Below are 15,185 nucleotides of genomic sequence, written 5' to 3'. Positions count from 1 at the left end.
TTACAGTTACCAGTCAATTCGCTTTCAACCTGAAGGAGATAACCCTAACCCATCCTCTTTTTCACGGCGTTTTTCAGTCTCTCCAGCGCTTGTTCGAGTGTAGCACGTGGACAACCTACGTTCAGACGCATGTATCCTTCTCCCCCGGAACCGAACATCGATCCGTCATTCAGCGCCAGTCCGGCATCATTCACAAAGAAGTCGACCAGCCCTTTCTGTTTCAACTTCATCCCTCGGCAGTCAAGCCAGATAAGAAACGATGCCTGTGGCCGATATATGCTGAGTTGCGGAATATGTTGCTTCAGATACGCTTCCACAAAATCTATATTCTTCGACACATAGTCCAGCATCTGCCTACGCCATTCCGCACCATGCCGGTAAGCGGCAATGGTAGCCGTGTAGGCAAAAATCGTTCCATGGTTGAACTCGCCCGATTCAAGAAACGAGTAAAACTCCTTGCGCAGCTTATCGTCGGGTACGATAGCGTAGGATGACACGATGCCGGCAATATTAAAGGTCTTACTGGGAGCCGTGAAAGTGATGCTGCATGCCGCCGCTTCGTCCGACACGGTCGGGAACGGATGATGCGTAAACGCAGGATAGGCCATTTCGGCATGAATCTCGTCCGAAATAACGAGAATATGGTGCTTGGCACAGATCGAAGCCAGCCTTTGCAGCGTTTCTTTCGGCCAGACGATACCGGCAGGGTTATGCGGATTGGAAAGGATCAAGGCTTTGCAGCCTTCGTCGATGACAGATTCGAGGTGATCGAAATCCATTTCATACGAGCCGTTCATTTTACGCAACGGGTTATATACCACTTCGCGATGCATCGCTTCGGGCACCAAGTGGAACGGATGATACACCGGCGGTTGGATGATGACCTTATCCCCTTTGTGCGTAAAATGGTCGAGTACAAACGCAAACCCTTTGACGATGCCGGGAATATACGAAAGCCATTCGCGACGAATCTCCCACCCGTGCAGGTCACGCACCCAATCAATAATACTGTTGTAATACTCGTCCGACGGGTATGTATACCCGAAAACCGGATGTTCGCATCGTGCCTTCAGCGCATCAATGATAAAATCGGGCGTGCGAAAATCCGTGTCGGCAATCCAAAACGGCATCAGATCATCACGTCCGAAATGCTCTTTCAACGCATCGAACTTGATACAATCCGTACCTTTTCTCTCAATAATTTCATCAAAGTCATAACGTTTCATAAAAAGATTTTTTTTGCCGGCAAATGTAGTACTTTTGTCCCGATAAAAAAACCAAGTTTAACTCTAAACAGAAGAATGATGAGAAAAAGTTTTTTAATGTATTGCTGTATGCTCGTATGTACGATGGGCATTTTCAGCGGATGTAACAAAAATGACGACAAGAAGCCATTCGAATTGGCGGGTAAATGGAATGTAAAAGAAATGCCGATGGATATCGTGTGGGAAGCTCCGGACAATGTCGTGATTGAGGCGGGAAAGATCAAACTTACGGTCAAGCAATTGACTGCCATGATGACTCCGACCCTGAACGAACTCGTACAGGCCGGGCTGAAAGACGTTACGTTCACGGCCGATGGAAAAATTGAAGCCACATATAAGAAAAAAGATTCGAAAGAATGGATGGCGGCCAAAGGTTATGCGACATACAACACAAAAGTCGCTAACAAAATCCTGTTGCATCCGGACGCAGACAAGGTTTTCGCGGAAATGAAAGGTCTTGATGCTACGAAATTGGCTGCTATCAAAGTGCTGTTTAAGGCCGGGATACCCGTATATTATACCTCGAACGGTTCCTCTACCCGCTTCTATCTCGACACGGAAACGGTTAAGGCATTACGCAATGTGCTGCCTGTCCTGTTGGCATCGGTCAAAAGTATTCCGGACTATGCGAAGCCTCTTATAGCCAAGGAACTCCCCAACCTGTTGGAAAAATCGACGAAAATCGAGATCGGTCTGACTTTGACCAAAGCGGCCAATTGATTAAAAGACATATCCGAATCCGGCATTCAGATAGATGGGGTACAGAGCGAATGAGATGGTTTCAAAATCGCTTTTAAACAGACCGTTCAAGCCCCACGAGAGATCGGCGAACGTATTGAAATGCTTGAAGGCGCGCCATGAGATACCCATTTGAGCGCCATATACGAAATGTCGCAGCCGGTTGGAAAAATCGTAGGTGGCGATCCGCCCGTCCTTAAACTCAATTTTAGGACCGGTCGGGTCGCCTTCTCGCAGGTAGCCGTCGTACACGTGTCCGGAAAAGTCGCCCTCGGTCAGATAAGAGACGTAAGCACCGCCGCGCATCACCCAGCGCTCATCGAGCCGGTAAGCAGCCAGCAGAGGTATTGTCAGGTACGCAGTACGCATTTTAGTCTTGACATATCCCGTCCAGCGCCCGCTGACTTTCTCTCCCCCGTCGCCGATAATCTCGGTACGGTAATTCTTCACACGCGAGCAAGTAATCATCCCTTTATTCTCTAATTTCAGTCCTGCGGTCACGCCCCATTTCCTCTGCTTACCCAACCATTGTGTCACCGTCCCTTCGATCGGGATGGCTAATGTCGGGTTATAACTGCTGATCTCACGTATCTCGTGCGGCAAGGGCAACGGCGATGCCCCCCCGATATGAAACCCGGCCTTCACTTCATATTCCAGTCCCTTGGCAGCAGAACGAAGAACGGTTGCACTACGATCGTGCTGCGCATGGATGATCCATACACAAAACGATAGTAAAGCAACCATATATATCTTTGTCATTTCGGTATCGGGAAAGAGGTTAAACAGCTCATGAGTAATCCAATCAACTCATTCAGAGTTTCACTTTACGTACCCAGCCCGACGAGCCTTTCACGATGACGATGCCGCGCGGCACGTTCAGATCGAAGACCGTCTCACCCGGCTGTTTCATTGCACGATAAACGATTACGCCTGTCAGGGCATACACTTCAATCACCTCCTTCACCGGCGATGTAACGTACAGCCGACCATAGTCGCTCCATGCCGATGTTTCCGCCTCACCCGCCCTGCTGGCATACACCTTGCCATCGTTATCGACCAGGGCCATCGATTCATGATTGCCGCTCCACGTCACATTGCGGTTCGCGGCATCGTTGGGAACGATCACGGACGCATAAACTCCCGACACGCTTAAAAGCATGACGACAACAAGAAGCATCCATGGGTGAAAAGCAGTTTTCATTATGTTTCGATAAATGTAAATATATAACGTGACCCTTTCTATGTCACTAAGAATAATAACCTGGATCGTCGACAAAAATACATCTTTTCGAGGAGGAAGCAGGGATGTATTAACGTTTTTTACCCGTCGATATGTATTTATTTTTGATTTTTATTCTTTCGATAAAGTCTTCATCCGGACTGATTGTCAGACTGAATCCCCGTTCTATTCCGGTTTCTTCCGCAAAAGAACGACGGCATAAATCAAAATTACCGCAAACGCCGTCAAGGGCACAAGAAACGAGAACGTCATGTTGTGCATATCGGCAGCCATTCCCATCAATACCGTACCGATGGCTCCGCCGACAGGTGTCATCATCAAGATAGCTGACGCCTTTTGCGTAAGGCTTCCTAAACCTTTGATCGATAAGGCGAAAATTGTCGGGAACATAATCGATTCAAAAACGAAAATCAGGATCGAGGCCACGAAAGAGACTCCGTGCATATCCATCACCACAAGGGTGGTCATCGTCACCGTCCCGATGGCACAACCGAACAGGACTTGCTCGGCACGCATACGTTGCATAAGCATACTGCCCGCAAACCGACCGAGCATAAAAAGTAGCAGACCGACCGACAGCACGATGGAGGCGATAAACTTAGGGTGAAGATTCATCCCGAAATGCGTGGCGATAAAGTCGGTAAACCACTCAACCATGTGATTCTCGACCGCATAATTGATAAAGAATGAGTTGATGGCGATCTCGGCAATCTCGTAACAGAACAGCGCAAAAAGACCGAAAAGAAACAGCGGTCGGGCACTCAGCCCTTTCGTCGGACGAGAGCGCGCAGCGGAACCTTCGTCTTCTATAACAAATTCAGGCAACCTCACCCGCGAAAACAAGACAGCGATCACTAACACAATCGCCCCGATACCTATGTACGGGATCGAGATGTTCGGATTTTCGCCCGAAAAACAATAGATGCCCCCCAGCAACGACCCGCAGATACACCCCAGCCCGTTGAACGACTGCGCCCGGTTGATGCGTCCGGCAGCCGTCTCCTTATCGCCGAGCAATGTCACGTACGGATTAGCAGCCACCTCAAGACAGGCCAGCCCGCAACCGATGACAAACAACAGCAACAGATAAAACCGAAAGATGTATGGCCCGAAGAAACGACTCGCCACAAAAGCCAGTGCTGCCCCGCCGAAAGCCAGCAGCCCGACAACGACACCTTTACGGGTACCGTACCGGCGAATCATCATGCCGGCAGGCACAGCCATCAGAAAGTATGCCAGATAGGTGACGAACTGAATCAGCGATGCCTGCGTCTTGTTGATTTGGAATGTCTCCTGGAAAAATGGATTGAGCACGTCGAGAATCGCCCGTGCAAATCCCCACAGGAAAAAGAAAAAAGTAATCAACACAAATGGCAGCATATAGCCCTGCCCCACCAGTGAATGTCTGTGTTTCATGTTTTCGTTTTTTGTTGTTCTTGACTGCAAAGGAAACATTTTTTTGTCATACGTAAACGATGAAGAAGCGAAAAACGAAGAGAAAAGTCGTATGGGATGGTTAAAATCCTTTGGGATAGTCGTCAGCAGTCGATTTTCAGCATCCGGCAGTCAGTTTACCCGTAGAGACGCAATATTGTCCTAAATAGTTTCATGTCACACGCTAAGTGACAGATATACATATTTCTACCTAAAACGGTCGGTCATAATCACCCCTTACGTTTGAAGTACCACCTCTGGGGGTGTCGTAAATGGTTCATTGGCTAAGGAGAAACTACACTCCTCGTTTTTTTATCTCCATTGGCTTAAATATCGCGTTTTTTATGTAAATTCGCCGTTTTCAACTGCTGATATGTTCTGTTAGCCATTTTTATTTTGCAGATGATCAGCGCGGATGCATAAGCGGACACACGAATCTTTTGTTTATTATATGAATAATGTTATGAGAAAGAAAATTTTTTTATGTCTGTTTTTTTCGACATGCCTGTTTGCTTTTGTACATGGGCAAACCGATTCGGAAAACAATCTGAAATTCGATGAAGAGAAGGATACTGTTATCCATCTGGAGGAACATGTGGTTGTTGGACGTCACATTCGCAAAACAAGTCTGCTTAAACTGCCTGTTGCACTATCGGAAATGCCCCTTACGATGTCTGTTGTCGAAGGCAGGGTGTTATCTGATCTAAACATCACCGATCTGCTCAACATCAATAAAACAACGACCGGGATAAGAGTGATGAATAATTACGGAGGATTTCATATGTTTCGTACTAGAGGCCTCAATGGTGTTGTGTTGTTATCGAATGGTATTCGAGACGAAAGGTCTGAGTTTTATTCTTGTGCTCCCACTTCATCATTTGTCGGAGTTAATCGGATTGAGGTACTCAAAGGGCCTTCCTCGGCAATGATCGGCCATTCTGCTATTGGCGGTATCATTAATATTATTTACAACCAGCCGTCGGCAACAGCCTCAATGGATGCAAGGCTCGCTTTCGGCAGTTGGAATACGTATACCGCTCAGTTAGGTGCTTCCGGTTCCTTATCGTCAAAAGTTAATTTTAGAATCGATTATACCGGTATACAAAGCGACGGATGGAGAAAAAACGACAAAAAATCTCATAATATCTATCTGGCATTAGATTTTCGTCCCAATATCAGGAATAAGTTTTCTTTTTCTGCGATAGCATATGATAACAGAGTGCATACTGATCCTGGTATTCCACGCTTTTTCAACGATATATATGATGAAAGCGGAAAGAAAATTTATTCGATTGGTGACATTCCTGAAGGGGTCGATCTGAAGAAAACAAATCTCACCTATGTAGATGATCATTTGAATGATAAACATCTCTCAACGACAAACATCTGGGAACATACGTTTTCAGACCAATGGAAGTTGCGAAATATATTCGGCTTATCATATAATACATTGAGTTACTTACAGTCGGAAGAGTTTTCACATTTGACAAGCAAAACTTCCGGACGTTACAAGCATTATTATCTAAACGGCAAAGAAAAAAGGTATATCAGTATTGATTCAATTATTCGTGAGCCGTTTCATTTTGATTATGACAATTATTATATAGGCAATCAAATAGAAATACAGGGGAGTTTGGATACATGGGGAATAAATCATCTTGTATCGTTCGGTCATGATTTCTCTTATATGTATTTGCAGAGATGGCAAGGCAGCAATTTTTCAGGACCTGCCACGACGACGGCGATGTCTATCTATCATCCGATAGCCAACCCTGGATATTTGGAGGCCAAATTTACAAACAGAGTAAATGTTAAGGAATATTATCATTCTCTTTCATTGTTTGATCAGGTTGCTTTGAATAAACGTTGGTCCGTCATGCTTGCATTGCGTTATAATCTATTCAGGAGGAAGGTAAAAAACAATAAGACCAACCATCGTACCGTCACAGAAGAGGGCATAGAATACATTCTTCCAGACAATGCCTTGACATATAAGTTCGGATTGATTTATGAATTTGCTGCAAATAACAGAATCTATGCTTCCGTTTCCAATTCATTTAGACCGATAAGGACTATTGGAGACAAAAGTTATATTTATGTTGATAATAAAGGAAATATCATAGAACCCGGTTCGACAGGAAAAATATATGCCCCGGAGCGTGGAATGCAATATGAAATAGGCCTTCATTCTAAAATCAATGATGTTTTTTTACTCGAATTGTCAGCTTTTCATATCCGAAAGACGAATATTGTACAAAAGTTGGGAAAGAATACAGAAGGCAAGAGTGTGATTGGACAAGTTGGTACGGTTAACTCGGATGGCTTTGAAACAGAAGTGACATACTCTCCCGTAACATATCTCAGTTTACGGGGAGGTTATGCTTTCACAACTTCTCGGGTGGGAGAATATTCCAGTACATCCATTTCAAAATCGGAAATGAAGGGGAATTATTTGCCATATTCACCTGTTCATACGGCTTTTGGGTGGATATTTTTCAATAATAATTCGATAAAACATCTTTTCCGTTTGGGAATCGGATTTGACTACTCCAGCAAGTCGTATGCTGATCTTGCTAACGAGATGTGGTTCAACCCCGCATTTGTCGGAAATATTATGGTTAGCTATCGTTATAATAAAAATTGGACTTTGCAGTTGAATATAGACAATATTTTTGATAAACGATATGCCAAAGCAGCTGAGAATACGATTCAATGGTTGCCCGAGCCCGGGAGAAATATTACGCTTTCAGCCATATTTCATCTATGAAAGGATTACAATTGAAAAAAAGAAAAAAGTAATCAGCACAAATGGCAGCATATAGCCCTGCCCCACGAATGAATGTCTGTGTTTCATGTTCTCGTTCGTTGTTATTCTTCCTGCAAAGAAAACATTTTTTTGTCATACGTAAACGATCAAGAAGCGAAAAACGAAGAACAAATCCCTGCAGAAGGTTTGTTGCCCCGCGGGTGTTGGTTGTTGAATTGTTGCATCGTCTTTTGTCATTCAGAGCGAAGCGATGAATCTCCTTCTTTCTCGGTGGGATTCCTCTCTGCATTCGGAATGACAAAACGCGGTTCTTTGCGTTTTCCTTTGCGGTAAGGAATAAACCGCAAGGTTTCAGTCAGCCGTCAGCATTCAACGACTAAACACCTCAACAACAAATAAAATACCCGAAGGCCTTTTCGTTCTTCATAAACAAACCAACCATCCAACAGAACAAGAATTCATTCAATAATCCAAAGAAATTCAAAATTATCGTGTAACTTTGCATAACGTTAAGAATACCTAAAAAAACAAGTAAAAAATGAGAACAGCAGGAATTATTTTAACCGCGATTTTTATGATGAATATGATGATGGAAACACAAGCGAATGAACGAAAGACGGTCCGATCAAAATTAGACGAGGTAACGGTCTTTTTCCATGGAGCCGAACTGAAACATTCGGCCGAAATAGCCTTAACGCAAGGCGAGAATGAAGTATGGATTGAAGGGTTGAGCACCCAGATCGATGCCGGCAGTCTGAACATACGTGCCGGAGCGGGAATTGTTATCTCGGCATACGAGTTCGTGCCAGCACATGTATCGGAGCATATTTCTGATCCGGTGCTCCGGAAGTTGCGCGACTCACTGGTGATGTATCAAAAGAAAGGGCAGCAGATCGACATTGAGATGAGTGTGCACCGGCAGATGCTGGAACTACTAGAGAAAGGCATGACCCAGAAGATGGCTTCGCAGGAAAAGGGCATGACGCTCGACGAACTGTCGAAAAGCATGGAATATTTCAAGGACAAGCACATTGAGATCGAGACACTGCTGATCAGGCGTGAAGAAGAAAAGAAACACCTCGAAGCGGACATCGCACGTATCACGGGTGAGCTGAAGGCCGGCGGACACGAGACAGGTGCGCTGAAGCTGAGCCTCACTGCGCCATCGGCCATGAAGAGCCGGCTGGCAGTGAGTTATTGCACGTTCGCGGCCGGCTGGTCGCCTTATTACCATCTGCATGTGGAATCGATCGAGCACCCGGTACAGATCGTCTCGAAAGCACGGGTACGCCAGACGACGGGCGTCGACTGGAAACGTGTGAAGCTGACTCTCTCGACAGGAGCGCCCGGCAAGGAACAAGTCGCTCCACTATTCAACACATGGTTTCTGCGCGAATGGTCTCCCATGCCGATGCTACGTAGCCAGCCGTCCGCACGAAACACCTACGCCGAGAAAGCAAACATGGAGATGGCGGCAGAAGAGCCCTCGGCAGCCAAAGCCGAAGCAACGGTAGACGACTATCTGACGGTGGACGAAAATGCGCTGGTCACGACGTATGCCATCGACCTGCCCTACACCATCCCCGGTAATGGCAAAGAACAGAATATCGACCTGCGGGTACAGCAAGCCAACGCCACTTACCGCTTCTATGCGGCGCCGAAATTAGATACCCGCACGTACCTCACCGCCGAACTGACGGAAAGCGAGAAGCTGGATCTGCCAAGCGGCAAGGCGATGATCTCGTACGACGATATGTATCTGGGCGAAACGTATATCGATGGCTCCGGTACGCTGCAGAACATGACACTGACGCTCGGCACGGATCAGCGCATCTCCGTGAAACGGGAAAAGATGCAGGATTTCAGCAGTACGCGCCTTTTCGGATCGGATGTGAAGCAAGTGTTCACCTTCAAAATCACCGTTAAAAACAACCAGAAGAAAGAAATCAAACTGACGCTCAAAGATCAGTATCCGATCTCGACACAGAAAAATATCGAAGTAGAACTGTTGAAAGAAACAACCCCGCCGACAACGAACAAGGCGGATACGGGAGTGCTCACGTGGGAAGATACGTTTCAACCGGGCGAGACGAAAAGCTATCAGATCAGTTACAGCGTGAAGTACCCGAAAGGGATGCAGCTGAATCTGTAACGACGGTCATGTCGCGACTGTGTCACAGGGCGTGAAGCAGCTCGTCGACCGTGCGATGCAATACCGGATGGCGGAGTGCCGGCGCTACCTCGGCCAGCGGCTCGAGCACAAACCGCCGACGGTGCATCAGCGGGTGAGGAACGGTAAGCTCGGGCGTCTCACACACTAAATCGTCGTACAGCAAGATATCGATATCGATCGGACGGTCATGATAAATGCGGTTCTCGCTTTTGACCGTACGTCCCAACTCGCATTCAATCTGCTGCGTAAGTACCAGCAGGTCTGTAGGCGAAAGTGTCGTTTGCAGGTATGCCACGGCATTAAGGAACGTATGGTCCGAATCGAACCCCCACGGTTCGGTCTCATAAAAAGCCGAAAGGGTAGGAATATCTCCCGCCCTTTCGGCCAACAGTGCCAATGCTGTAATCATATTTCTTCGCTTATTCCCCTGATTGGAGCCTAAACTCAAGTAAACATGGTTTGTCTGTGTGCCTGTTGTCATAAAATCAACATGGCATCGCCGTAAGCACAAAAACGGTATTTCTCCTTGATCGCTATCCGGTAGGCTTCCATCGTCAAGTCATACCCTCCGAACGAAGCTGTCATCATCAGCAACGTAGAGAGCGGCATATGAAAGTTCGTAATCATTGCGTTAGCAATGCTGAACTCGTATGGCAGGAAGATAAACTTGTTCGTCCATCCGTCATACTCTTTCAGGTTACGGTCTGTCCCGACCGCCGTTTCAATGGCACGCATCACCGAGGTACCCACGGCACATACCTTGCGACCGTTGCCTTTGGCCTTGTTGACGGCCTCCACCACTTCGCCATTAATAATCATCTGCTCGGAATCGACCTTATGTTTCGACAAATCTTCGACGTCAATCTCGCGATAGATGCCCAAGCCGGAATGTACGGTCAGATAAACAAAGTTGCAATCTTTGATCTCAAGCCGTTTCATCAACTCGCGGCTGAAGTGCAGCCCTGCAGCCGGAGCGACAACGGCGCCCTCTTCCGTAGCGTAAATCGTCTGATAACGCTCTACATCGTCAGGCTCGGCCGGTCGGTTCATATATTTGGGCAGCGGCGTTTCGCCCAAAGCAAACAGTGCTTTGACAAACTCTTCGTGCGTGCCGTCGTAGAGGAAACGCAACGTCCGTCCGCGTGAAGTGGTATTGTCAATTACTTCCGCTACCATCGAGTCATTCTTCCCGAAGTAGAGCTTGTTGCCGATACGAATCTTACGCGCCGGATCAACCAGCACATCCCACAAACGCATGCTCTCATTCAGCTCTCGAAGCAGGAAGACTTCGATTTTAGCACCGGTCTTTTCCTTATTGCCGTACAAACGAGCCGGAAACACCCGTGTATTGTTCATCACGAACACGTCGCCGGCGCCGAAATATTTGAGGAGGTCTTTGAAGACCTTATGCTCAATCTTGCCGGTATTCCGATGCAAGACCATCAGGCGAGACTCGTCGCGGTGCGGTGCCGGATACGCCGCAATCAGTTCCGGCGGCAAATTGAATTTGAAGTTTGAGAGTTTCATATGATTATTTTATTTTAATTCGATGATTCAACCGGATGAGACAACTCTGCCAGCGTACGATCCAGAAAAGTCTCCATCTCTTCGGGACGGATGCAACAGTCGAGGGTCACCTCACCGATACGCGTACGTTGCAAGGCGATCAGATGCGCTCCGGAACGGAGAGCTATCCCGATGTCGCGTGCCAACGCACGGATATACGTTCCTTTGCTGCAAACTACCCGTATCTTGATGACCGGAAGCGCATATTCCAGCAATTCCAACTCGTCGATAACAAGCGTCTTTGCTTTTAAGGCGACTTCCTCGCCTCTGCGTGCCAGCTCGTAAGCGCGCTTCCCCCCCACCTTGCAGGCCGAAAAAACAGGCGGTACCTGCCGGATCGTGCCCACGAATGTAGTCAACGTTTGCTCGACCAACTCGCGCGTGATATGTCCGGTCGGATAAGTACAATCGATTTCCTTCTCCAGATCGAAAGACGGAGTAGTCGCCCCCAGTTGTAAAGTCGCCACATATTCCTTCGTCTGATACTGGAACTCGTCGATACGCTTCGTCGCCTTCCCCGTGCAGACAATCAGAACCCCCGTCGCCTTGGGATCCAACGTCCCGGCATGTCCTACTTTGATCTTTTTAACCTTCAGCCTGCGGGATAGCAGATAGCGGAACTTGTTCACCAAATCGAACGATGTCCAGTCCAACGGCTTGTCAAAACATACGATTTCACCCGCAAGAAAATCCATCGCAGCCTCGTTTATTTAAAGAATGAATAGATGATGGCCAGCGTTCCGATAGCCATACAATAATAAGCGAAATAGATCAGCTTACCCCGCTTGACGATGCCGATCATCCATTTGCAGGCAACAGCCCCCGAAACGAAAGCCGCCGCAAAACCGCATAACATCGCTACCGGCGACATGGTCGCATAAGCCGAGACCTCATCGCCCTTAAGCATCTTCAACACATCGAGCAGGGCTTCGCCCAAGACCGGGATGAGTACCATCAAAAACGAAAACTTCGCTACCCGCTCTTTCTTGTTCCCGAGCATTATGCCCGTTGCAATGGTCGCACCCGATCGCGAGAGGCCCGGCATAACGGCGCAAGCCTGCGCCACTCCGATGATCAGAGCATCGCGAAACGAGATTCGATCTTTCCGCACGTCAGGCTTGGTCAAATACGATACCAGCAGCAAGGCAGCGGTAAGTAGCAACATACACCCTACAATAAACAGCCCCTGCCCGAATACGGCCTCGACCTGATCCTTAAAAAACAGTCCGATAATGCCGACCGGTACGGCAGAGAGTAAAAGCTTCGCAACGGTTAACGTCTCTTCGTTGCGCCGAAACGCAAAAAAACCTTTGAACAGGTCTGTGATCTCTCCCCACAGCACAACGATGGTGCTGCATACCGTAGCCACATGAAGCAACGTGGTGAAAGCGAGAATCTCTTCACCGCTCTTCATCCCGAACAGTGTGCCGGCAATGGTCAGATGCCCACTGCTGCTGACCGGCAAAAACTCCGTCAGCCCCTGAATGATTCCGAGAATAACCGCTTCGATCCAGCTCATTCGCCGAGGGTTTCGTCCTTATGTTCCGCGGTTTTCTTATCCCCTTTCAAAATAGCGAAAACCATAAGTATAAATCCGACCATCGTCACGATCGGGGCAATAACAATACGCTGTTTGCTGAAAATCTCAGGATTGAAAGAGATGCCGTCTTTCGACCCGCCTCCACTCATCAGAGCGAAACCAACAATAATCAAGAAGACGGAAACTCCGACCCAGATAAAATTGCTCTTCCCAAATGCAAAATCTTTCATGTTTGTTCTAATATATCCTTCTGTTTAAATATAATACATTTTTCCTACAGCCATATACATATAGCGGTTTACGGCAAACCAGGCTGCCAATACCGCCAGCACGATCCCCAACACAAGCACCGCACCATAAACAATAAGTAACCCTTCACCGCGCAGTATTTGCTCTAATCCGGCAAGTTCACCTTCCAGATAATACAACGTACCCATCAGCATCATTATTGCCAGTACGCCGGCAATCAGTCCGCTGACAATATTATAGCGGATAAACGGCCGGCGGATAAACGCCGGGGTGGCTCCGACGAGCCGCATGGTGTACACTAAGAAACGCTTCGAATAAATCAACAGCCGGATGGTATTGCTAATCAATACAAACGAAATCAGAACCAGAATCGTTATCAGCATAAACAATACCAGGCCGATACGCCGGACGTTGTTGTTCACCACCTGCATGATATCTTTCTGATACAGCAATTCCGACACATTCGTATATGAAGTGAGCTTCTTTTCAATTTGTTGCAAACTGTCCGGATTGGCATAGGCGGATTTTAACTTTACCTCCATCGACGCCTGAAAGGGATTAAATCCAAGAAACATCTGCGGGTCTTCTCCCAATTCGGCGACCATCTCCCGGGCCGCCTCCTCCTTCGAGATGTATTTCGCGCTCTTGATGAACGGTTGTGCATTCAACTGCCTCTCCATTTGCCGGATATCAGCCTCTTTGATATCCTCTTTGAGGAGGATGGAAAACGCAATGTTCTCCTTCATATAAACCGACAATTCTTTACTTATCAGCCCGAATATAAAGAAAAGACCCATCATATACAATGCGAGTGCAATGCTTATGACGGAAATCAGGCGGGAGTTGAAAAACGAAATCGGCGCTTTCTTCTTGCTTGCTGTCATGCTCCTGTACGTTATTTCTGCAACCATTGGGAGGTAATCAGGATATGACCTACCCAATTTTAGTGCAAAAGAACGATTTATTTGCGGAACAACACAATATGTTAGTATTATTTAACGCGAACATCCTAAACTTTTCGCAGTTTTCGACATCTCATACATAATGGCCTGCCCCATCTTTATCGTGGGCGATTGGCCGAAGAACTCCTGATGCTTCCGCCTACTCTTCCCTACCGACCCTCTGTATGGCATTAAAAAAAGTCGCCTCCTCGTCTTAAGGGACGACTTTTTCCTGTCTTATCTAAGTACAACGACTTACTTGACTTCCCACGTCTCGCCGGTCATCAACATCTCGTGCAGTGTTCGGGGAGACTTCTTAGCCTGTACATCGGCAAGCTGCCGATGTACGGACTCATCGTACACCGGTGCTTCTACATCGCGGATAATACCGAGTGCTAAAGGCATCTCGTCTCTCATCATAGCAAGCATCATGTGCAACGTGTTATCTCTTTCGTGCGCATCGTGAACAAGGATATCGTCGATCGTATAACCGTCTTCTCCAAGTGTCACCGCCTTCAACTTCAAGCCGTCAAGCACAAGTCCCTTCTGATTGTCTTTGCCGAAGAGCATCTTTTCGCCGTGGCGCAGGAAAATCGTCTTCTCGGCACGTACCTCGCGGTCCGAAACCTGCCGATGGATCCCATGATTAAAGATGACGCAATTGACAAGCACCTCCGTAACGGATGCTCCTTTATGGCGGGCGGATGCCGCAAGAGTATCCGTCAGGTTCGACAGGTCCACATCAAGCGCACGGGCGAAGAAATGGCCGCGGGCACCCAATGTCAGCTCGGCGGGAATAAACGGATCTTCCACTGTTCCGTATGGCGAACTTTTCGATACGAATCCACGATCGGAGGTCGGAGAATACTGTCCCTTCGTCAACCCGTAGATCTTATTGTTCATCAACACAATATTCAGATCGACATTACGTCGAATGGCATGGATGAAGTGATTTCCTCCGATGGCCAGACAGTCTCCGTCGCCGGTGACGAGCCAGACACTCAGATCGGGACGTGCCGTTTTCACCCCCGTCGCAATGGCGGCGCCGCGGCCGTGAATGGTATGAAAGCCATACGCATTCATATAATACGGCAATCGCGACGAGCAGCCGATACCGGAGATCACGGCCGTCTGATGGGGCGGTATCCCCACTTCGGCCATGGCCTTGTGCAGACAGTTTAACGTGGCATGATCGCCGCATCCGGGGCACCAGCGCACATACTGATCGCTTTTATAATCTTTGGGAGTATATTTCAAATCTGTATTCATCAT

General features: G+C 47.6%; 14 protein-coding genes. 3 read left to right on the top strand and 11 right to left on the bottom strand.

The features are described from left to right. Nucleotides 1–44: 44 nt before the first annotated feature. A complete protein-coding gene (locus tag Tanf_RS03900; protein WP_046824970.1) occupies nt 45–1,226 on the bottom strand; it encodes a MalY/PatB family protein in 1,182 nt (393 codons plus the stop codon). A 75-nt stretch (nt 1,227–1,301) separates the two neighbouring features. On the opposite strand from Tanf_RS03900, the gene Tanf_RS03895 reads away from it, so the two are divergent. Beyond that, complete coding sequence (locus Tanf_RS03895) at nt 1,302–1,985, top strand: hypothetical protein (RefSeq protein WP_140230695.1); 684 nt, start codon at nt 1,302–1,304, stop codon at nt 1,983–1,985. Here Tanf_RS03895 and Tanf_RS03890 read toward each other — a convergent pair whose 3' ends face one another. The 3 genes from Tanf_RS03890 to Tanf_RS03880 all read right to left on the bottom strand — a co-directional run bounded on the left by Tanf_RS03890 (nt 1,986) and on the right by Tanf_RS03880 (nt 4,659). Next, the gene (locus Tanf_RS03890) at nt 1,986–2,762 is read right to left on the bottom strand and encodes a porin family protein (protein WP_046824969.1); all 777 of its coding nucleotides are present in this window, start codon (nt 2,760–2,762) and stop codon (nt 1,986–1,988) included. 52 nt (nt 2,763–2,814) lie between these two features. Continuing rightward, the gene (locus Tanf_RS03885) at nt 2,815–3,204 is read right to left on the bottom strand and encodes an Ig-like domain-containing protein (RefSeq protein WP_014225109.1); all 390 of its coding nucleotides are present in this window, start codon (nt 3,202–3,204) and stop codon (nt 2,815–2,817) included. 204 nt (nt 3,205–3,408) lie between these two features. Continuing rightward, nucleotides 3,409–4,659, bottom strand: coding sequence for an MFS transporter (locus tag Tanf_RS03880; RefSeq protein ID WP_046824968.1), 1,251 nt, complete (start codon nt 4,657–4,659; stop codon nt 3,409–3,411). A 481-nt stretch (nt 4,660–5,140) separates the two neighbouring features. Between Tanf_RS03880 and Tanf_RS03875 the strand changes: the two genes are divergently transcribed. Both Tanf_RS03875 and Tanf_RS03870 read left to right on the top strand, forming a co-directional pair. Further along, nucleotides 5,141–7,444, top strand: a complete 2,304-nt coding sequence (locus tag Tanf_RS03875; RefSeq protein WP_161794935.1) for a TonB-dependent receptor — start codon at nt 5,141–5,143, stop codon at nt 7,442–7,444. A 538-nt stretch (nt 7,445–7,982) separates the two neighbouring features. Continuing rightward, nucleotides 7,983–9,596 (top strand): DUF4139 domain-containing protein, encoded by a 1,614-nt coding sequence (locus tag Tanf_RS03870; RefSeq protein WP_014225104.1) that lies wholly within the window; start codon nt 7,983–7,985, stop codon nt 9,594–9,596. Nucleotides 9,597–9,618: 22 nt separating this feature from the next. On the opposite strand, the gene folK is transcribed toward Tanf_RS03870, so the two are convergent. The 7 genes from folK to Tanf_RS03835 all read right to left on the bottom strand — a co-directional run bounded on the left by folK (nt 9,619) and on the right by Tanf_RS03835 (nt 15,182). Continuing rightward, nucleotides 9,619–10,098, bottom strand: a complete 480-nt coding sequence (folK, locus tag Tanf_RS03865; protein ID WP_046824966.1) for a 2-amino-4-hydroxy-6-hydroxymethyldihydropteridine diphosphokinase — start codon at nt 10,096–10,098, stop codon at nt 9,619–9,621. Further along, a complete protein-coding gene (gene queA / locus Tanf_RS03860) occupies nt 10,095–11,144 on the bottom strand; it encodes a tRNA preQ1(34) S-adenosylmethionine ribosyltransferase-isomerase QueA (RefSeq protein ID WP_046824965.1) in 1,050 nt (349 codons plus the stop codon). The genes folK and queA overlap by 4 nt, the downstream gene beginning before the upstream one ends. A gap of 14 nt (nt 11,145–11,158) precedes the next feature. Beyond that, nucleotides 11,159–11,878 carry a tRNA pseudouridine(55) synthase TruB gene (gene truB, locus Tanf_RS03855; protein ID WP_014225101.1) on the bottom strand — a complete coding sequence of 240 codons (720 nt, stop codon included), beginning with the start codon at nt 11,876–11,878 and terminating at the stop codon, nt 11,159–11,161. Between the two features lie 11 nt (nt 11,879–11,889). Further along, nucleotides 11,890–12,702, bottom strand: coding sequence for an undecaprenyl-diphosphate phosphatase (locus tag Tanf_RS03850; RefSeq protein WP_046824964.1), 813 nt, complete (start codon nt 12,700–12,702; stop codon nt 11,890–11,892). Continuing rightward, nucleotides 12,699–12,953 (bottom strand): DUF3098 domain-containing protein, encoded by a 255-nt coding sequence (locus Tanf_RS03845; RefSeq protein WP_014225099.1) that lies wholly within the window; start codon nt 12,951–12,953, stop codon nt 12,699–12,701. Before Tanf_RS03845 ends, Tanf_RS03850 begins: the two co-directional genes overlap by 4 nt. Nucleotides 12,954–12,977: 24 nt before the next feature. Then, nucleotides 12,978–13,856: a cell division protein FtsX gene (locus tag Tanf_RS03840; RefSeq protein ID WP_046824963.1), complete on the bottom strand. Its 879-nt coding sequence runs from the start codon at nt 13,854–13,856 to the stop codon at nt 12,978–12,980. Nucleotides 13,857–14,168: 312 nt separating this feature from the next. After that, nucleotides 14,169–15,182: a 2-oxoacid:ferredoxin oxidoreductase subunit beta gene (locus tag Tanf_RS03835; protein WP_014225097.1), complete on the bottom strand. Its 1,014-nt coding sequence runs from the start codon at nt 15,180–15,182 to the stop codon at nt 14,169–14,171. Between the last annotated feature and the right edge of the window lie 3 nt (nt 15,183–15,185).

This window comes from Tannerella forsythia (assembly GCF_001006485.1).
Classification (GTDB): Bacteria; Bacteroidota; Bacteroidia; order Bacteroidales; family Tannerellaceae; genus Tannerella; species Tannerella forsythia.
This window is presented reverse-complemented; position numbering and strand designations above follow the sequence as displayed.

What these genes read in the sequence shown, in the direction of transcription:
- Tanf_RS03850 (WP_046824964.1), bottom strand. Translation starts at nt 12,702, where the DNA reads ATGAGCTGGATCGAAGCGGTTATTCTCGGAATCATTCAGGGGCTGACG.
- truB (WP_014225101.1), bottom strand. Translation starts at nt 11,878, where the DNA reads ATGGATTTTCTTGCGGGTGAAATCGTATGTTTTGACAAGCCGTTGGAC.
- Tanf_RS03890 (WP_046824969.1), bottom strand. Translation starts at nt 2,762, where the DNA reads ATGACAAAGATATATATGGTTGCTTTACTATCGTTTTGTGTATGGATC.
- Tanf_RS03895 (WP_140230695.1), top strand. Translation starts at nt 1,302, where the DNA reads ATGATGAGAAAAAGTTTTTTAATGTATTGCTGTATGCTCGTATGTACG.
- Tanf_RS03885 (WP_014225109.1), bottom strand. Translation starts at nt 3,204, where the DNA reads ATGAAAACTGCTTTTCACCCATGGATGCTTCTTGTTGTCGTCATGCTT.
- queA (WP_046824965.1), bottom strand. Translation starts at nt 11,144, where the DNA reads ATGAAACTCTCAAACTTCAAATTCAATTTGCCGCCGGAACTGATTGCG.
- Tanf_RS03880 (WP_046824968.1), bottom strand. Translation starts at nt 4,659, where the DNA reads ATGAAACACAGACATTCACTGGTGGGGCAGGGCTATATGCTGCCATTT.
- Tanf_RS03840 (WP_046824963.1), bottom strand. Translation starts at nt 13,856, where the DNA reads ATGACAGCAAGCAAGAAGAAAGCGCCGATTTCGTTTTTCAACTCCCGC.
- folK (WP_046824966.1), bottom strand. Translation starts at nt 10,098, where the DNA reads ATGACAACAGGCACACAGACAAACCATGTTTACTTGAGTTTAGGCTCC.
- Tanf_RS03870 (WP_014225104.1), top strand. Translation starts at nt 7,983, where the DNA reads ATGAGAACAGCAGGAATTATTTTAACCGCGATTTTTATGATGAATATG.
- Tanf_RS03875 (WP_161794935.1), top strand. Translation starts at nt 5,141, where the DNA reads ATGAGAAAGAAAATTTTTTTATGTCTGTTTTTTTCGACATGCCTGTTT.
- Tanf_RS03900 (WP_046824970.1), bottom strand. Translation starts at nt 1,226, where the DNA reads ATGAAACGTTATGACTTTGATGAAATTATTGAGAGAAAAGGTACGGAT.
- Tanf_RS03835 (WP_014225097.1), bottom strand. Translation starts at nt 15,182, where the DNA reads ATGAATACAGATTTGAAATATACTCCCAAAGATTATAAAAGCGATCAG.
- Tanf_RS03845 (WP_014225099.1), bottom strand. Translation starts at nt 12,953, where the DNA reads ATGAAAGATTTTGCATTTGGGAAGAGCAATTTTATCTGGGTCGGAGTT.